The sequence below is a fragment of the Vibrio sp. 1731 genome (assembly GCF_033339955.1).
Lineage (GTDB): Bacteria > Pseudomonadota > Gammaproteobacteria > Enterobacterales > Vibrionaceae > Vibrio > Vibrio alginolyticus.
In genome coordinates this window covers 133,115-151,962 of record NZ_JAWOVO010000001.1, presented here as the reverse complement: position 1 = coordinate 151,962, position 18,848 = coordinate 133,115, and the positions used below count along the sequence as shown (strand labels likewise).

The following is an 18,848-nucleotide window of genomic DNA, read 5'->3' as shown; positions in this document are numbered from 1 at the left end:
ATATGGATTAGTGATCCGCTTCAATTTGATATTTTTGTAGCAATACGGGAATCACACTTTGCGCTGAGAAATCATCAATGATGGTTTGTCGAGCATTCTGGCGAATGAGTGATTGTTGCGCTTCACCAATCGACATCCAGTCATGAAGACATTTAGCAAGAGAGGGAATGTCTTCGACGATAAAACCATTTTTACCCGTTTGGATAATATCTGGAAGACGACCTACACGTAAGCTCATCACGGCAATGCCTCTCGACATGGCTTCAAGCGCCGCCATTGGAAGACCCTCATAACGAGAAGAGATAATAAGTACGCTGATATTTTCCCAAACACCTTCCATATCGGTTTGATGGCCGAAGAAAGTCACATTTGAAGGGCAGTTTGATTAAGCGACTCTTTTTCTGGGCCATCACCGTACACACTAAACTGTAATGTTGGACAGACCCTCGCTACCTCAATAAATTGATCGGCGCCTTTTTCCTGACTCAATCGGCCGACAAAAGCGATTTCCTGATAGTTGAGTTGACTGTTGGGAATCGAAACAAAGTTATTCAGCAGTTCTGAAGAACAAAAAACTTTGCGCTGAATACTTGGACTGACAGCAAAGCAATGGTCAGATAGGCTGCCTGAGCTTCTATCAAGCCAATCGTATAGCCATAGCTTCCCTGAGGACGATTCACCAGCATGATAAGTTGAAATCAAACGAGGAAACGTTCGGGTGAGCAGTTTGGCGCAGCGCGACAAAATCGACGCTTTATAACCATGGGAGTGAACCACTGAGGGTTGGTGATTGGCGACGGCGCTTGTTAGGTGCTTAATTTTTAAAGCTTTATTGGGCTCGCCAGACAAATAGTTTAAGTAACTCACAGGGATCGCGGCTTCTTTTGCCTTCTGTACAATCTGAGCGGCTGGCGAATACTCAGTGGTTAGCACAACTCGAGCTTTGTTTCCAAAGGCGATTAATCCCCGAGCTAGCTCGATAACGTGACTTTCAATGCCGCCGAATAGACGGCTATCAAGCAAGATCCAAATTTCACCAATGGCAGGTTTATCAAGATTGTTCGAGATTAATTTCATCCGCTTCCCACGCTTGTTTTTTTCGGTAAACCGTAGATGGGCTTAACTCCAGCATGACAGCGGCGTTGAGGACGTTGCCATCACAGTACGCGATTGCGTTTTGAATTGCTTCACGCTCTACTTGCCACATAGGACGAATGGTTCCATCAGCGTTAAAGTACGGTGAGGTAGCAGCAGAGGACGGTGTACCAGGCAGCTCCGCTGCGGTAATCGACGGTTCGACCGCAGAAGGTGAAGGTTCCTCAGTATAAACAGGTGGTGGTGTGATTGGTGCAATGTTTGCTGACTCTTGAGCAACATGCGCAGGCGTCGTTGTTTTCGTCACTTTAGACTTTTTAGTAAGTTGAGCGGGTAGGTGGCTCACCGTGACTTTTTCGTCGTTATTAAGCACCACAATGTTACGTATGATGTTTTGTAGTTGCCTTACATTACCCGGCCATTCGTAATGCTTGATGATATGTTGAGCTTCGCTGTCGATTGTTGAGAATTTCTTTTTGTCCTGTTTGGCGTAAGTGGTCAAGAAGTGCTTGGCAAGCGTGACGATGTCACTTCCTCGTTCACGTAATGGGGGCATATCGATAGGTATAACGTGCACACGGTAGTATAAGTCTTCACGAAAACGACCTTCTTCTACTTCTGTTAATGGATCTCGGTTAGTGGCACAAATGATTCTCACATCCACTTTCATTTCTCGAGTGCCACCAAGAGGGGTGTAAGTGCCCGTTTGTAGAAAGCGGAGCAACTTCTTTTGCATCTCAAGTTCCATTTCACACAGCTCATCAAGAAAAAGCGTGCCACCATGTGCCAGCGTCGCCGCACCTTTTCGATCTGTTGTTGCTCCAGTAAAGGCCCCTTTAACGTGACCAAAAATCTCACTTTCCATCAAATCTCGTGGAATAGCCCCACAGTTAATTGCAATAAAAGGCTTGTCTTTACGGTCACTCTGGCGGTGGACGGCTTCAGCACAAACTTCTTTACCTGTGCCGCTTTCTCCCACAATAAACACACTGGCAGAAGTTGGCGCAACAGCATCAATGGTCTTGTATACCGCCTGCATCGGGAGGCTTGAACCGATGAATCCGTGATAGTTGTGGCGATCAAACTTGGATTGAATATTTTCCACCAAATCTTCCAATTTGGCGCGTTTAAGGTGCAATGCAACTGACGTTTTTAGGCGATCAGCGTTTATGGGCTTTTCTAAGAAATCTTCCGCACCTTTTTGAATTAGATTAACGGCTAAGTCGACGCTGCCGTGCGCCGTAGCAATAATAACGGACGTAGGAATGTCATTCTGGTTGATCCAATCCAGCACGTCTTCGCCAGACATGTCGGGCAGTTTCAAATCGAGAATGATGAGCTGAGGTTTGCTTCTTTCAATAAATTGAATCGCTTCGCGACCTGTCTCGACATGAAAAATGTCATAAGGTTCGTCTTTCACATACTGCTTATAAAGTATGGCTAGTGAAGTAGAGTCCTCTACCAGTAACACCCTTGGTCTCATAGTCCCATCCCAACGTAGTTTGTTTCATTTTTTATGATTTTTGTCAGCACTACTATTTGGCATTATGAGTGGTTTATAGCTCTCTAGTGCTGAAAATTCTCAATTTGAGAAAAGCGTTATTTAAGTATTAGCACAAGGTAGGAAATTTGCGAAAAATCCATACTTTTTAATTGATTAAGTATACCCAAATAATTTCAAGGTGTGTGGCTTGGCGAGGGTGACTGAATTTGGAGCCTAAATTTCTGAGATGATGTCGGCATCGCGCTTTATCAAACGCGATGCTTCGCTAGGGAGTAAGACACTGATACTACTCAAACCCTTGAGCTTTTCGCTTTTCTAACGCATCAAACGATTCATTGGCGAGTTGAGGAAGTGTTTCACAAAGCTCCAATGCTTTTGGTATTTTTCCTTCGACACAGTACTTCTCAATCATTCTTGCTTGTCTTGAAAGCGTTCGATTGCCTAGAGCGAGAGCAGAACTGCCCAGTGTGTGAACCTCGAACTCTAATGTTTGAAGGTCTTTTGTGCTTAATGCTTGCTCTATTTTCTCCATGCGATCGCGTGACTCTTCGACATAGTGATCAATCAAGGTAGGGATGATTTCGGCGCACGTATCTTTGATCATTTGCTGAAGAATATGCTCATCCACTAATTCTTGCTCGATAGTCAATGTGTTATTTATCGTCATAATAGCGCTCCCTATAACATAAACAGTTCGCTTTTTTTAATTTGCTGAGACAGTTTTTCTTTCCACTTTTTTGGTAAGAAACGCAGCTTGGAAACTTGGCGGATTAACTCATCTTTCAGGCTTGGAGTGTGCTTCATGTTCAGTACAGAACCAATCAAGTTCGCATCGCTAGCATCGAGTAGCTTTTTGGCTTGCTCGAGCTGGATTGCAGTCGTAGAGCCATAATGCGCTACTAACAAAGTAGCATCACATACGCCAGCAATCACTTGAGGCGCAATATTGCTTCGGTTGACACTGAGAAGAGGTGATGTATCTATCACGACGCGCTCGTACTGCGTTAACCATTGTGCAATGTTTTGTTTCAGCGTTGTTGGGTCTCGGTACGCTAACTGAGTGCTGGCGAGAGATGGAGCAGGGAGGCCGACTAAAGTTTGATGTGTATTCTCTCGTGTGATCAAATGGCCAACCTTCTCGTCATCATCAAATTCGTGAACAGTGTGATAAGCGGGTTTGAATAAGTTAAGGTCTACATACAAAGTATTGTGGCCTGCTAAAACCAAGCGCTCTGCAAGAGATGAAGCCACGGAAGTGACACCATCTTCAGATTTACAACCCACAACACAAATCGTTTTGTGGCCTTTCTGTTCACTCTGAAGATAAATTTGTTCAATCTCAGCGTGAGTTGCAGGAATAGTCATTACAACGCTCCTATTAACACGATGGTTGTGGTGATTTGTAAAATATCTCTTAATCCGGCCCTCGCTTTTTCAACAAAGCTTTCGTCTTTATGGGGAATGTAAATCGTGTCGCCTGCGCGAATGACTGGCAGCTCATAAATGTTGGCTGTTTTACTAAAGTTCACCAAATCAAATGTTCGGGCTTGGCCCTGGCAGCAAGACATATTGACCACACTGATCTTTTCAAGGTAGGCATTGTCAGTTGGTCCTCCTGCTTCCGCTAACAGATCAAGCACAGTCATGTTGTCATTGAATACGTATCGCCCTGGGTCTCTTACTTCACCTAATACGCGTACCGTGGACTCTTTTGAACGATCTAACCAGTTTTTGTTTTTTTCTGGAATGTAAATGGTATCACCAGGACGAACGTGGGGCAGAATTGACTCATCGCCTGTTTCAAAGTACATCGATAAATTCAATTTACTCACTTTGGCATAACCTAGGCCTCGGTGTGTGACACGGATGTTGTGAATATCTGCATCCATTGTCGGTCCATCGGCGGCAGACAAAATATCCAGAAAATGCATATCTTCGGTGAAACGATAGCGCCCAGGTGCATTGATTTGCCCGAAAACGTATATCGATGCGTCAGAGCTTTGGCTTACCCATTGCGATTTATTATCGGATGGGTCGTCAGGCAATGCATGTACCCTTACGACTGTACCAGCGGAAACTTGAGGTAGGCTTGATGTTGGTGAGCCATCCAGAATGTATTGGTCTAAGTCAAATTGTGTCATTTGACCGTTATTGGCGACTTCAATTTTGGTGGTATCAGCTCGTCGAGTTGGGCCTCCAACGTGTGCAAGCAGATCAATCAAATCCATTTCGTCTGACCACTCGATGCGTCCAGGGCGAACAACTTCTCCCATCACTGCGACCGCTCGACTAGGTGCTACTTTTAACCAAGACTTCTCATTGAAATCGGTTTTCTCCGGCACGAAAATCGCATCTCCTGGTCCAACATTTGGTGGTCTGACTGAAGATAGTCCTTCTGTATGCGCGGTAAGATCGAATTTGATGACTTTGCCATCGGCTTTTATAACGCGAATTTGGCGAGATTCTGCGTAGCGAGTGGGCCCGCCAGCGTTGGCGAGGATATCCATGAAGCTAGCGCCTTGCTTGCCTTCGTATGCCCCAGGATGGGCGACTTCACCCATCACGTAAACCACATTTGCACCTGCTTTGATTTCTTCTTCCTGTTTTGGGACAAAGATGGTGGCACCTGGCAGGATCTCTGGCAGTAGGCTTTGGTCTCCAGTATCAAGGTACTTTTTCAGGTTAAACATGGTTGGGTTATTGTTTGTTATCACGCGAATTTGCTCAACACTGGCATATCGTGTCACGCCGCCAGCTCGCATTACGACATCAACTAGCGTGGTGTTTGGCTTGTATGAGAACGAGCCAGGTGCGTTGACTTCACCAAAGACTTTGATTGCACGAGCGGAATCTGCGCTGTCACCTGAATTCGCGAGTTTTGCTGCATCAAACTCTTGCTCAATATTCCCTACGAGTGGGGAAGCGGGGACAAATAAGACATCCAGTGATTCTAGTTTTGGCAGTTGGCTATTGTCACCCGTATCAAGGAAGCGTTTGTAGTCAAATTCAATGTTTTTATTTCCACGTTTCACGATCATTTTATCAAGCTGAGCCCCAGCGCGCAGGCCGCCAGCTTCGTACACAAACATTTGAATGTTGGACCCAGAAGGTAAGGTATATTCACCGGGTTTGACCACGTAGCCTTGAACGGACACTAACAACTGTTGCTGTTTAATAAAAACTCGAGCGTTGTTAACGTCACGATACACGGTCTTTAGCCTGTCGATAATCACGTCTTGGAGTTGTTTTTCATTGTAGCCGGCCACTAATACAGGGCCGACTTCTGGTAAATTAATTCGTCCACGACGATCAACCTGAAACCCTTGGTTTAACGACGCCTCTCCAGGTAAGTTAATCTGTATTAAATCACCGACCTTAACAGTATTGCTCTCATCCGCTATGGAAGAAGGTACCCACGCGACCAGACACAACAACATTAAGAGGATAAATGGTTTCATCGTGTTCATAGCGCGCCTCCTGCCGTTGGGTTGCGGTTTATTGAGCTATCGCTATCTGAATTAGGGCTAATAACCTCGATGCTTACTCGACGATTAGTTAAACGCACGGCGGATGTTTCACCTTCATAGAGTGGCAGGTTATCTCCGACAGATTTGGTAGTGACTCTCTCTGAAGTGATACCAAATACGGTTAGGTAACGCTTTACTTGTTCCGCACGCGCTTGAGCAAGTTTCTGGTTGTAATCGGGTGTTCCAGTTGCATCCGCATGCCCCGTTACTACAAGAGATAGGTTGGGGTGGTCACGTAAAATGTAGGCTGCTTCTGCCAAATGTCCCATGTACTTCGGGTTGATTTCTGCTGAATCGACAGCAAACTGGTTGTCGATATTAAGTAGTGCATAGATATCCGAGACTATGTTTAGGTCGCTACGTAGAGCTTCAATATCATCGGGCGGTGTGCAAGTGGTTTGGCTCAGTACGTAGTCGAGTTGTTGTTCGAGCTGGTTTAAGCGTCGACGCTGAATCACAAGGTCGTTGGCAGCGTCGAGTAAAAGCCCACCTTCTAACTCGCGCGCAATTCTATTTTGTTTTTCAAGGGCCTGAACAACTGCCGCAGGAAAACACCAGCGCGCGCCCTCTTGGATTAGTGCGTCTAGATGTAACTTGGTCAGTTGCCAATCAAACCTTAACCCATGTTCTGGACCTAAAGGCTCGTCAGGCATCACTGGGGAAAACTGATAATTCTCGATCGAGATATCTTGATAGCTTTCCGCCAAGCCACCTTTCCCGTGTTCTGGGTAGTCAAACGACGAACAACCAAACATGCCGACAACAAGACCGCTTACTGCATATCGTCGTATAAGATTTACCATGCCAACCTCCGTTTAAACCGGTATTTTTAGTGTCCTTTTGAGTTAACGGGAATGGCATGGTTGATACGAAGCAAGCTCATGATTTCTAAAGGTTGGCCTGATACGTTTTCAATACTCATGCTTCTTTCACGTTCAACTAGACGCTTATATAAGTAAACAATGGCACCAATCCCTGAAGAATCAAGAAATTGGACGTGCTGTAGGTTAATTTCGACTTCTTTGTGATGATTGTTGTGAATTACTTCATCAATGTGATGTTGTGCTTGTCGACAGCCACTTGCGTCTAAGTCACCAAAAAACTCAATGGCTAACTTGTCTTGATTGATTTCTAGTTTGCGTAATTCCATGACTCTGTCTCCGTTTGTTTTTCTAATTGGATATAGAGCAGGTAACGTGCCAATTTGAAATTAATTAAAAATCAAATAGTTAAATATTGTTAATGATATTGTTCAATTTGAGAAAGGACTGATTCTCAAATTGAGAATCAAAAACGCACACAGAAATGGTTTGCTTATAAGAGGTGTTGAGCCGAAAGAAGTCGTTAGAGCGGGGGCATCATAATTAGATTCCACCTCGATTGACGAACCATCCGCCTTACGTGAATAACGTGTAACGACTAAATGCAAAACCTGTCATAAAGTTTATGATTACCTTTGCAAATTATTACTAATGTTGATTGTTATGAGTCGAAGAATAACTAGTAATAAATAGGTCATCGAGAGGACTTACGTTTCAATAAAGGCGATTTTTTGTACAAGGTCTTCTTATGCCATTAAAAATGACATTAATTGCGTTGGCTGTTATGGCTGCGTCTTCACAGCCTCAAGCGGATACTTCTCTCGCACCACCAGTTTCTCTTGCACAAAGCTATCAGGATGGCATTGATGTGTCTGAATATTGGTATAGCGAAAAACTTGATGGTGTTCGCGCTTATTGGACTGGGCAACATCTCGTGACGAGAAATGGTAATCGAATCTACGCCCCAGATTGGTTTACAGGACCTTTGCCTGATTATCCGTTGGACGGTGAACTTTGGGCTGGGAGAGGTAACTTCCATCTTGTTCAGCAAACGGTATTAGATAAAACTCCTGTAGAGTCTGCTTGGCGACATATCGACTTTATGATCTTTGATATGCCATATTCCGCTGGTGATTATCGGAAGCGTTATTACAACATCAAAGCCTTAGTGCTTGAAGTCGACCAGCCTCATATCAAATATGTCGAGCACCGAGCCATTCAAAATGAAGCTCATCTGTTTACACAGTTGGATAAAATTTCAATATCCGACGGTGAAGGGGTGATGTTGCGGAAGGTATCAAGCCGCTATCAGGCTGGACGCGGTAGTGATTTGCTTAAACTAAAACGATACGCAGATGATGAAGCGTTAGTTGTGGGTTATAAGCCAGGAACAGGGCGCTTATTAGGTATGATGGGAGCAATGTTAGTTCGCTTACCAAATGGCATTGAGTTTTACATCGGTAGCGGATTTACCGATGAAGTGCGTCGCCAGCCTCCGAAAATTGGTTCAACCATTACATTTAGATATAACGGTTTTACACATACTGGTAAACCACGTTTTGCTCGATTCTTGCGTGAAAGGCTGAAGGAATAGAACGCTCTGCACTTACTAGTTGCCAACGGTTACGCCACATCGTTTGAAGAGACCCTGCCAAAACTGAACGTGGTTTAGGGTTTCTTGCCTAAATGTCCTATGTGCCTCAATTATGCCATACTGGTGACCATGGAGTTGCATACGGTTCTCCACCAAAGTGGCACCATCATTAAGTTGTTGATAGGTACTGTCTAAATAAGCCAAATAAGGTTGCACTTCTTCAACGTAAATGGATTGAAAGACATTTCTTAAGTAGCGGAACTGGGTGGTGTCTCTGTTCGGCCCGCACAATACATTGCTCTGGTTCTGCTCAAGTAGCTGAGTTGTCGCTTTTAACCAAAGGGATGTGTTTACCATTGAATAGTAAAGTCGTCCGAGTAAACGAGATTTCTCTAACTCTTCTTGATATTGCGTAACTTCCACATCGGGTAGACGTGAGACCGCGCGGTGGGGTAAATCATACATTTCGCTGAAAATACGATAGACATCGTTAATGCGTGCAATATCATTCGTCGTGTCTTGAGATAGCCAATCAGAGGCAGTTAGTTGCTTCTGCATGGCATCACTTACGAGTAGTAAGTTGTCGAGATGAATGTCTAAATGTTGCCACTTGGTTGAGTAAAGCTCTGCCAATGTCGCGCGTTCTTCATCGCTAAGTGGAAATTCGGATAAACATCGATGCATGACTCTTAAAAGGGCAGTTTGATAATCAAAATCATGAAAGGCATCCTGCACCTTTCCAAGTTGCGAGTTTTTCTCAGCAAGTAAATTGAAGAGTCCGCACTGTCGTAATTGATAGCTCTCTAGCAGGCCAATAGATAGCCTTGGCAATGGCTCGAACAAAACGCGTTTCGCAGGAATCGTTACCGTAGACTGTAATGTTATTGGAATAGCAGGAGCTTCCAATACATTGGCTACACGTTGATGATACTTATCAAACATGGCGTTCTCTGGATTGAACCAGTTATCACAACCATTAAGAATCAAGATTAAGAACAATAAAATAGACCGCACAAATATCCTTTTTTATAACTTCGTATCCGTTGTCTAGAGAGCAAAATCAACCGCTTCGTAATCTTGTTATAAGTATACTCAACCGTGTGATTATTCGATCAAAAAAGCCAGCGGAAGCTGGCTTTTTTACTTTTTATTGAACTGAAAAGTTCAATTGCACTTCTGGCTCTTGGCGATGCATCCAACGCATTCTGACGCCTAACATAAAGGCAGCAGAAGATAGGCCGATGATAAAACCAAGCCAGAAGCCTTGTGCTCCCATTGGCTCAACAATCCAGTCTGTACGGCCAAGGACGTAACCAATTGGGAGCCCAAGAATCCAATAAGCAATAAAAGTACGGTTGAAGATGGCTCGCATGTCTTTATAGCCGCGTAATGCACCAGCTGCGATCACTTGAACCGCATCCGTACATTGATAAACAGCGGCAAACACGAGCAGGTGCATCGCTAGAGTGATTACCTCTGGGTTGCTAGTATAAAGCTCGGCGATCCACTCACGAGACAAGACGGTTAAAATCGCTGTGAGAACGGACAATGCTAGACCAACCATAATGCCGACTCGTGACGCTACGCGCGCGCCATCTACGTTTTCTTCACCAAGTCGATGGCCGACACGAATGCTTACTGCTGCACCAATACTCATTGGTAGCATAAATACCAACGAGGAGAAGTTAATCGCGACTTGATGCGCTGCCACAATGATAGGACCCAGTGGTGAAACGAGCAGTGCAACAACAGCAAACAATGTCACTTCAAAAAACAGCGCTGCTGCAACAGGAAAGCCGAGCTTGAATAGACGAACTTGCGCTTTCCATTGTGGGCGATGCCATTCTCCAAATAGGTTGATGCTTTTCAATCGCTCTGATGTCATCACATACAGCAATAGCATGGCAAACATGACCCAGTAAACAATCGTGGTTGCTACACCACAGCCAACACCGCCTAATTCAGGTGCACCAAACTTGCCGTACACGAAAATCCAGTTTAGAGGAATGTTGAGCAGCAAACCGATAAAGCCAATAACCATTGCCGGTTTCGTCAATGACATACCATCCGTAAAGCTTCTAAGCGTTTGGAAAAGTAAAAAAGCGGGTACTGCTAATATAACGGCATGAATGTATCCCACCGTTTTTTCAGCCATCAGTGCTTCAACATCCATCAGCCCGAGAATAAACTGGGTTTGGAGCAGGACTGCAATTATCGGCACACTGATCAGCAATGCCAAAACGACGCCTTGCTGAATTTCAAACGGTATTTTCACTCGACGACCAGAGCCATTTAACTGTGCGACAACAGGGACCAATGCCATTAATAAACCCACCCCAAACAAAATGGATGGTAGCCAAATACTTGAAGCGACAGAAACCGCAGCCATGTCGGTGGCGCTAACGCCGCCAGCCATTACGGTATCAACAAACCCCATACCAGTTTGAGCGACAGATGCGATCAATACCGGGGTCGCCAATTTGATAAGACTTGATGCTTCTTCTTTATAGCGATGCACGAAAAATACTCCAGAGCGGAACAATAAGTTGAAAGAATGAGAGTACTCGAGGGCAAAAGATGTGGTGAACGGATCTGATGGTTGATTTTAGTCACGATAAGGTGAAAAAATGCCTCGGAGAAACTCCGCGCAAATGATAAACAATTGTATGTTTATATTCCATAGCTAGGTAGTGAATAGTCGATAACACTGACTGGACGCTCTCCACGCTAAGGATACGCTTTTACTGAGAACAGCAGCGAATCATGGTAATGTTGAAACATGCATGAGAGCAGACCAGTGTTCATTAAGCCGTTGCTTTATCGTCTGCGGTCTTTATTTCCGGCCCGTAGCGCAGTGTTTAAGGCTTAGTCTTCAACTACAGTTGGTATGAAATCAATAGGTAAAAAGAAATGTTTACAGGAATAGTTCAGGGTACGGCGAAGGTCGTTAAAATTGATAAAAAAGAACGCTTTCAAACGCACGTTGTCGAGTTAAGCGATGAACTTTGTAAAGGGTTAGAAATTGGTGCATCCGTTGCACACAACGGATGTTGTCTAACTGTGACTAAGATCGAAGGCAACCTTATCAGTTTTGATTTAATGCAAGCGACATTGGCTCTTACTAATTTAGGTCGGCTGGTGGAAGGGGATAGCGTAAACATTGAGCGCGCGGCTAAGTTTGGTGACGAAATAGGCGGGCATAGCATGTCTGGTCATATTAGTTTGACGGCAGATATTGTCGATATCATCGATACGCCCAATAACCGCACGATTTGGTTTCAACTGCCGCAAGAATCAATGAAATATGTATTAGCGAAAGGTTACATTGGTTTAGATGGCTGCTCGCTAACTATTGGTGAAGTTGAAGCGTGTCGTTTTTCGGTACACCTAATTCCAGAAACCTTGCAGCGAACGCTTTTCGGAGTGAGACAAGTAGGGGAGCGTGTTAATATTGAGTTTGATCCTCAGACTCAAGCAATTGTTGATACTGTTGAGCGCGTTCTTGCAGCAAAACAGCTTTAGAATGAGAAAAAGGAGCCTAATGCTCCTTTTTCATTTAAGCGTTTTTATATTTCTGATGTTCACATGCTCGAGCTGTTATTCGTAATTGTCATCGATAATTAGTTCGACCTTATCTTGTAACTCATCCACTCGCATATTTAGGTGGATAGCGTGGCAACAAGCTGGGCAATCATCATAAAACTCTTGGTCACCATTACTTGCATCTAATGTAATGCCGATAGAGTGTCCGCAATGCGGGCACTTTACATACCTTTCGGTATAATTTTTCATACAACAACTCCTAATCTCGCAGGGCTTTTAAACACACTATTCATCAAGGAAGTACAGCCCTTTACTTACTTTGCCTACAAGGAAAATAGGCACAATCCAAAGTTAAGTCTCCTTTGATATTAGGTCGAGTTGTTGCTAATTGAGTCGAAATAAGTACAAAACTTGACCCCAAACTCAACCTTGAGCTTAGGGTGATCTTCTGTAGTGATGTGCCTCGAGATTTTACATATTGAAATATGCAGTGGCTTCCAAATTAATAAGAAATGATTTTATTAATAACCAGTTGAGCCTGTTCCAAGTAATGGCCGCCAAACAAATTACAATGGTTGAGAACATGGTAAAGGTTATAGATATCTTTACGCTCTTCATAGCTTGAAGAAAGTGGCATAACCGATTCGTAGCCTTGATAAAATTCTGGTTGAAATCCACCAAAAAGCTCCGTCATCGCAATATCACACTCCCTGTCCCCCCAATAGCACGCAGGATCGTAACAGATAGGACCGAATGCAGTGAGTGCCGCATTTCCATTCCATAAATCGCCATGCAACAAAGAAGGTTCCGGAGCATGGTTTGCTAGCCGCTGTTTTACGACATCGATAAAGTCATCGATATCAACCAAGGTGACGCCTTTTTCTTTAAGGAGCTGTAATTGCCATCCTATACGTTGCTCAGCAAAGAATACACACCATTTCTTGTGCCATTTGTTGGGCTGTAGAGTCGAACCAAGATAGTTGTCGGTATCAAAACCAAACTCTTTTTGCTCGCCCCACTGGTGTAGGTGAGCTAATTGCTGCCCAAATTTAAAGCTGTTGGGACCATCTTCTAATGGTTTCGTTGGAAGGTAGTTAAGAATTAAGAATGAGGCATTTTTGGTTTTACCAACCAATACCACCTCAGGTACAAATAGGGTGGATGTTTCACGCAAAAGATGCAGGCTTTCAGCTTCTACCTCAAATTTCGACAAAAACTCGCGATCGTTAATTTTCACAAAATAACGTTGCTCGCCATCATTGATCATGTAGCTTTCACTGATATCCCCACCAGACAGCCTTACTTTTTCCGTGATCTGGTAATCGAACAATAAAGTATCAGAAAGCTGTTGCGATATTGCTTGCCACATACAAAACCTCGCGAATCTATTTGACCACCAATAGTTTAGGATAAATAGCAGGGAGTTGGCGCTATGTTGAGCATACTTAGTAAAGAAACCTTCCTCTTAGTGTAGTCAATTTGTATAAATGTGAATCAAATCGCTTATAAGCCTCTGATTTGTTGGCTTAGCATATGGAGATGAACGTTTACAACAGGTATTATGATTTTTTTGACGTTAGTTCCATTGGTGGCATGAAAATACTGATATGTGATGACTCAGCTGTTGCAAGAAAGCTTATTGCGCGTTCTATCGTACAAGATACATCATTGCATCTTATTGAAGCGCAAGATGGTTATGAGGCGCTTAATATTCTTGCTGAGCAAAATATCGATATTTTGTTTCTCGATTTAACGATGCCCATAATGGATGGTTTTGAGGTCCTCGAATCATTACCTGTTAGTCAGTACCCGACCAAAATCGTCATTATTTCTGGAGATGTTCAACAAGAGGCAAAACAGCGCTGTCTCGATCTTGGTGCTCAAGCTTTTATCGCTAAGCCTCTGACAGAAGAGCAGGTGCTCCCACTATACGAACAATTAGGGCTGCATTATGCGTTCAAACCTAGTCATTCGGTTGATTCTAAAAACCAGGGTTGCGAAGAGCTTTCCTTACTAGCCAAATTCCGTGAAATTGCGAACATTGCCCTTGGTAAAGGGGCTGCGATTATGGCTGACCATTTACATGAGTTCATCCAACTTCCTGTTCCTCATGTTGGACCGTTGTCCTACGGCGAGCTTCATATGACACTGGTTGATGTGGTTGGGCGTGACAGTTCCGTTGCGGTAGCGCAGAGGTTTGTCGGTGGTGGTATTCACGGAGAGGCACTGGTGTGCTTACGTGGTAGGGATATCAATCAGATTGGGGAAAAATTAGGTTACCTCCTTGAGTTTACGCCTCATAATGAAATCATCTTGAATATCTCTAACCTACTGGTTTCGTCATTTCTCACGTCGTTAGGCGATCAACTCGACAAGCAGTTCTCACTTCGTCAGCCAGGCATTGTGGATACCTTAACACCTTATTGTGAAGAGCAAGGCGAGTTGGGTGAGCTCTTTACTATCGAATACACCTACATGGCAGAAGCGCTCGATTTCGAGTGCGAGGTACTGTTTTTAATTGATAAGCCATCCGTAGAAATAATCTATGAAATCATGGAGCTAATCTAATGTCCGATATCACGCTGGACATAGCAGACTTTCATTGGGTCACACAAATTCTCGATACGATGGATTCAGGGCTTATTGTTTTGGATCAAGAGTATAAAGTGTGTGTGTGGAACAGTTTTATGCAGTCATACAGTGGCATTCTATCACAAGAAATTCTTGGTGAATGTTTATTTGAGCATTTTGAAGAGCTGCCAAGAACTTGGCTAGAAACCAAGATAAAAGCTGCCGCCGATCTGGAAACTCGTTCTTTTTCTAGCTGGGAAAACCGACCGTATCTTTTTAAGTTCAACAATTTTTCTCCGGTTTCAAACAGCAGTGATTTTATGTATCAAGATATCGTGATCACGCCGTTAATTGGGCTCTCAGGAGAGGTCAGCCACATAGCGATTCAAGTCAATGATGTTTCTGAAACTGCGAGAAATCGCATTCATTTGAAAGAAACAAATCAACATTTGTCGGAAATCAGTCGCAAAGATGGTTTAACAGGTTTATTTAATCGCGCTTATTGGGAGCAATCATTGAAAGATGAGTTTGCTCACTTAAAAGTTATCGACGGACCATGCTCATTAGTAATATTCGATATCGACCACTTTAAGAAGGTGAATGATACTTATGGTCACCCGACAGGGGACGAAGTCATTCGTCGAACCTCTGCCTTGTTGAGAAAAACAGCAAGAAGCAGTGACATCTGCGGTCGTTTTGGTGGTGAAGAGTTTACCGTACTACTTCCTCACACAAACCAGGAGCAAGCTTGCTATTTCGCAGAGCGTTTGCGCAAAAGAATTGAGCAAGAGATCGTGAAAGTGGAAGATTTTTTGATTAATTACACGATAAGTATTGGTGTTTGCGAGTATAAGCCTTATTTTGAAACTCACACTCAATGGTTAAAGAGTGCCGATGCTGCGCTGTATCGTGCAAAAGAAAATGGTCGTAACCAAACCTGTTTGCATGAAAATGGCTGAAATATAAAAAGGTTTGAAGAAACCCTGTATCCGAATTCAGTGAAGCAAAGCTCAATTGTTTGAAAATCATCCAGTTGGTTCGTGAATGTTTGTTAATATGAAATAAGTTAATGAAATTTTCTCGGCATGTCTTACTATTGAAACTATTCTGCTTTCAGCTTCGAAGGCTTGCAATAAACGGAGAAAAACAGTGGTTTTAGAAACCGATGGATATCTCGCTCTTATCGAGCACTTGTCTCTAAATCTAGATATTTTTACGACCGAAATTGGCGACACTGGATCCGAAAGCATCGAAGATGTTGTCACCGATATGGTGGCTTCAAACATCATGGCGATTTTTGAGCAAAATCCAGAACTTCACTCGAGCGTACGTTTCAAATTGTTGAAAGAGGCTGATGCAGTTGTTGAAGATCTTGGTGAGATATTGGCTGGGGTATGGCATAAAAAAGCGACCAATGAACAGATCACGTTCCTTGATGAATACATCGCTCTGGTCAAAAATCTGTTCGATAATGCTGTTGCGACTTACGACTGATATTGTTTTAACTTACAGCAATGTCCGGTTAAGAGTAAGAAGAGTTACATTGTAACTCTTCTTATTTGCCAAAACTTAGATGCCCAGTATGGGTTGTCGATTCTTGAAATAATCACACCTCTAGACGTCGATGCATGCATGAACTGCTTGTTACCCAAGTAAATTCCGACATGATAAGTTGTACGTCTTGTTTTAAAAAACACTAGATCCCCTTGCTTGGCATCCGTCCAACTTAACTCCACACCTTGCGTTGATTGCTGCCTCGTTGTCCTTGGTAACGAGAGCTGATAAGCCTCAATAAACGCTTTTTGTACAAATGCTGAGCAATCAATTCCAGATTTCTGTGTCCCGCCTAAGCGATAAGGCGTGCCGTGCCACTCTGTGTAAAACTCGAACAAGTCGGGGTTGTCCGACAATAGCTGATTTGTAGGTGCTGTCACTTGAGCTTGCTCACTAGGCTCAGGCCCAGAAGAGCAGGCGCTTAGTAGCACACTGATTATCAAAGGAAAATATACTCGACGCAAATCACCACCTGTCATCTCTATGACTCACAACTGAAATATTAGTGTCATAACCAATCCATAGTATGGGCTGCAAATCACGGTTTTGTCTCACAAATGTGACGGAATCACTGCAGAACCGATTCAACCTTAAGAAAGAATAAAAATTGATTATGGCAAAGCGAAAACGCTCACGCACATCACTTTCACTGATTCAGGCTGTCAGTGCAACATTTTTAACTATCATTGCTCTTGTTATAGCCCTTTCTGTCTCAAGTTTCAAAGGAATGGAACAGGTAGGGGAACAATTTGAAGACTTGTCGCAAAAAGCATTACCAATCGCGATGGCAAACGCAAAGTTAACCAGGAATGTATTGGAGATGGTTAAGCTACTCAACCATGGTATGCAGATTACTGAGCCGAAAGAGTTGCCTCTCATAAAAGAGCAAATCGACTCTCTTGCAACTCAAAGCACAACTTTGGTTGTGAAAGCGTCTGGTGTAGCTCAGCAACTCTCGGAGGAGTTAGACACCAAACTAGCGCGTTTACATAACATCACGCAGTCCATTTTGTTGAAGCAATCTTCGGTGATACAAATTCAAATGGATATTGATGCCGCTGTTGGTGGTTTTCGCTATGGGCTTAGCTCTATCGGCCCGGAAATGAATCGAATCAGTTCGTTCCTTAGTGCTGATAATCCTGAGTCGAGCGATGCCGCTAACCGTTTCATTGCTTCTGCAAGCTCAATGGAAAGTACGTTCTTAGTCATGATGATGCACTCAGAATTAAACAAAGCCGAAAAAGAATACCGAGAAATGCGAAATCGCATAGCAGGTATTAAACTCGCCTATGAAGACTTCCAATCTTTCCATCCTGAAGTAAGTGAATATGCAAGCTTAACCGCACCATATGAGATGGTGAAACAAGGCTTTAGTGAAAAGGGCGTGCTGCGTTTGATCCTCGCCAAACTAGAACAAGGGGAATTGCAACGTTCAGAGTTTAAACAGGCTTCGATGCTTGCGGATGAAACCATGCGGTTACTTGATCAAATCTCCCAAACCGCTGGTCAGTTGATCGATGAAAAGGAGCGGGTGGTCAACGAGACCATTGAATCGGTGAGCGTTGTGCTCGTGTTTGCGGCGTGTGTGATTTCTTTTATTATTCTGGTTACTTGGTTTAGTCTCAAGTCATGGACAAACCGAGGGTTAAGGAATGTACTAACGCGTCTTTCAGCACTTACCGAACATGATTTTCGTGACAAGGCAGAAGAAGTTGGCCCCTATGAGCTGAAAGAAGTAGCACGAAAGTTGAATCAAGTAATCGATTCCACACATGACTCCATTCAAACGGTGACGCGCAATTGTGAAACGCTTTATCAGACGGCAGAAGTAAGTCACAGTGCAGCCGAACAAACAAGTGATGGGTTGGCAACACAAAATGAAGCGTTGTCGAGTATGATCACGACCATAACGCAGCTTGAAGCCTCTATTCGTGAAATAGCAATGGTGACAAATGCATCTTCACAGGACTCGCTCCTTGCAACCCAACACACTGAAAAAGGGGTTCAAGTCGTGGAACAAAACCGCGAACGTTTGGAGTCATTAGAAAGCTCTTTGGATGTAAATGAACAGTCAATGTTAGAGCTAGACCAGCGTGTTAAACAGATTCGTGAAATGGTGGATATGATCAGTGGGATCGCGGACAACACCAACTTACTTGCTCTCAACGCGGCAATAGAGGCTGCCCGTGCTGGTGAGCAAGGGCGTGGATTTGCGGTTGTCGCTGATGAAGTTCGCAAACTTGCAAGTGATACCTCTCAACAAACTACGAACATCCGAGAAATGATGAGCGAGCTTATTACTGCCGCAGAGCGCTCGCGCCAAGCAGTTAATGATTCAAGAGAAGAAATGACCCACGCGCTACAGTCCAGCAATGAAGTGAAATCGACATTCTCTGATATCAACCTCGCGGTTAAGCACATTCAAGAACGTGTTGAGCAAATCTCAGTTGCTACAGAAGAACAAGAACGAGCGACGGCAGATGTATCTCAATCCATCACACATATTTCTGATCTTGGCGAACGCACAAAGCTGCAGCTTGAGTCTATGGTTGAGAGTTCTGAGCAAGTGGCGGAAATTGCTGGGCACCAGCAAGCAATGCTGCACAAGTATGAGCTTCATCAGACCAAGTAAATGAGAT

17 protein-coding genes and 1 pseudogene are annotated in these 18,848 nt (G+C 43.7%); 6 read left to right on the top strand and 12 right to left on the bottom strand.

The window, feature by feature from the left end; translation table 11 throughout:
• Positions 1 to 7 precede the first annotated feature (7 nt).
• The 7 genes and pseudogenes from R7035_RS00645 to R7035_RS00615 all read right to left on the bottom strand — a co-directional run bounded on the left by R7035_RS00645 (position 8) and on the right by R7035_RS00615 (position 7,276).
• Positions 8 to 1,077 (bottom strand): annotated as a pseudogene (locus tag R7035_RS00645) (glycosyltransferase family 4 protein).
• Entirely contained in the window at positions 1,052 to 2,578 is a 1,527-nt protein-coding gene (locus tag R7035_RS00640; protein ID WP_031778967.1) for a sigma-54-dependent transcriptional regulator, read from the bottom strand. Before R7035_RS00640 ends, R7035_RS00645 begins: the two are co-directional and overlap by 26 nt.
• Before the next feature lie 307 nt (positions 2,579 to 2,885).
• A complete protein-coding gene (locus tag R7035_RS00635; RefSeq protein WP_005377636.1) occupies positions 2,886 to 3,266 on the bottom strand; it encodes an Hpt domain-containing protein in 381 nt (126 codons plus the stop codon).
• A gap of 11 nt (positions 3,267 to 3,277) precedes the next feature.
• On the bottom strand, positions 3,278 to 3,964 hold the full coding sequence (locus tag R7035_RS00630) for an AAA family ATPase (protein ID WP_054576898.1): 687 nt from the start codon (positions 3,962 to 3,964) through the stop codon (positions 3,278 to 3,280).
• Complete coding sequence (locus R7035_RS00625) at positions 3,964 to 6,066, bottom strand: SLBB domain-containing protein (protein WP_262652002.1); 2,103 nt, start codon at positions 6,064 to 6,066, stop codon at positions 3,964 to 3,966. Before R7035_RS00625 ends, R7035_RS00630 begins: the two co-directional genes overlap by 1 nt.
• A complete protein-coding gene (locus tag R7035_RS00620) occupies positions 6,063 to 6,929 on the bottom strand; it encodes an OmpA family protein (protein WP_065274524.1) in 867 nt (288 codons plus the stop codon). The genes R7035_RS00625 and R7035_RS00620 overlap by 4 nt, the downstream gene beginning before the upstream one ends.
• Before the next feature lie 26 nt (positions 6,930 to 6,955).
• A complete protein-coding gene (locus R7035_RS00615; RefSeq protein ID WP_017634929.1) occupies positions 6,956 to 7,276 on the bottom strand; it encodes an STAS domain-containing protein in 321 nt (106 codons plus the stop codon).
• A 419-nt stretch (positions 7,277 to 7,695) separates the two neighbouring features.
• Here R7035_RS00615 and R7035_RS00610 point away from each other — a divergent pair, with 419 nt between their 5' ends.
• Positions 7,696 to 8,541 (top strand): DNA ligase, encoded by an 846-nt coding sequence (locus tag R7035_RS00610; protein ID WP_191116136.1) that lies wholly within the window; start codon positions 7,696 to 7,698, stop codon positions 8,539 to 8,541.
• A gap of 15 nt (positions 8,542 to 8,556) precedes the next feature.
• Here the strand turns inward: R7035_RS00610 and R7035_RS00605 are convergent, their stop codons facing one another.
• Positions 8,557 to 9,555, bottom strand: coding sequence for a DUF3080 domain-containing protein (locus R7035_RS00605; protein ID WP_132936654.1), 999 nt, complete (start codon positions 9,553 to 9,555; stop codon positions 8,557 to 8,559).
• A 133-nt stretch (positions 9,556 to 9,688) separates the two neighbouring features.
• Positions 9,689 to 11,059 (bottom strand): MATE family efflux transporter, encoded by a 1,371-nt coding sequence (locus tag R7035_RS00600; protein ID WP_005377626.1) that lies wholly within the window; start codon positions 11,057 to 11,059, stop codon positions 9,689 to 9,691.
• Between the two features lie 392 nt (positions 11,060 to 11,451).
• Here R7035_RS00600 and R7035_RS00595 point away from each other — a divergent pair, with 392 nt between their 5' ends.
• Positions 11,452 to 12,063: a riboflavin synthase gene (locus R7035_RS00595; RefSeq protein ID WP_005377625.1), complete on the top strand. Its 612-nt coding sequence runs from the start codon at positions 11,452 to 11,454 to the stop codon at positions 12,061 to 12,063.
• A 75-nt stretch (positions 12,064 to 12,138) separates the two neighbouring features.
• Here R7035_RS00595 and R7035_RS00590 read toward each other — a convergent pair whose 3' ends face one another.
• Together R7035_RS00590 and R7035_RS00585 are read right to left on the bottom strand one after the other, a co-directional pair.
• Positions 12,139 to 12,333 (bottom strand): CPXCG motif-containing cysteine-rich protein, encoded by a 195-nt coding sequence (locus R7035_RS00590; protein WP_005377624.1) that lies wholly within the window; start codon positions 12,331 to 12,333, stop codon positions 12,139 to 12,141.
• Positions 12,334 to 12,586: 253 nt separating this feature from the next.
• Complete coding sequence (locus R7035_RS00585; protein WP_005377623.1) at positions 12,587 to 13,453, bottom strand: fructosamine kinase family protein; 867 nt, start codon at positions 13,451 to 13,453, stop codon at positions 12,587 to 12,589.
• 224 nt (positions 13,454 to 13,677) lie between these two features.
• On the opposite strand from R7035_RS00585, the gene R7035_RS00580 reads away from it, so the two are divergent.
• The 3 genes from R7035_RS00580 to R7035_RS00570 all read left to right on the top strand — a co-directional run bounded on the left by R7035_RS00580 (position 13,678) and on the right by R7035_RS00570 (position 16,149).
• Positions 13,678 to 14,652 carry a response regulator gene (locus R7035_RS00580; protein ID WP_021033872.1) on the top strand — a complete coding sequence of 325 codons (975 nt, stop codon included), beginning with the start codon at positions 13,678 to 13,680 and terminating at the stop codon, positions 14,650 to 14,652.
• Positions 14,652 to 15,614, top strand: coding sequence for a GGDEF domain-containing protein (locus R7035_RS00575; RefSeq protein ID WP_005377621.1), 963 nt, complete (start codon positions 14,652 to 14,654; stop codon positions 15,612 to 15,614). The genes R7035_RS00580 and R7035_RS00575 overlap by 1 nt, the downstream gene beginning before the upstream one ends.
• A 190-nt stretch (positions 15,615 to 15,804) precedes the next feature.
• Positions 15,805 to 16,149, top strand: a complete 345-nt coding sequence (locus R7035_RS00570; protein WP_005377620.1) for a DUF3802 family protein — start codon at positions 15,805 to 15,807, stop codon at positions 16,147 to 16,149.
• Between the two features lie 44 nt (positions 16,150 to 16,193).
• Here the strand turns inward: R7035_RS00570 and R7035_RS00565 are convergent, their stop codons facing one another.
• Positions 16,194 to 16,688: an NlpC/P60 family protein gene (locus R7035_RS00565; RefSeq protein ID WP_005377619.1), complete on the bottom strand. Its 495-nt coding sequence runs from the start codon at positions 16,686 to 16,688 to the stop codon at positions 16,194 to 16,196.
• 134 nt (positions 16,689 to 16,822) lie between these two features.
• On the opposite strand from R7035_RS00565, the gene R7035_RS00560 reads away from it, so the two are divergent.
• On the top strand, positions 16,823 to 18,841 hold the full coding sequence (locus R7035_RS00560; RefSeq protein WP_005377618.1) for a methyl-accepting chemotaxis protein: 2,019 nt from the start codon (positions 16,823 to 16,825) through the stop codon (positions 18,839 to 18,841).
• The last annotated feature ends 7 nt before the right edge of the window (positions 18,842 to 18,848 follow it).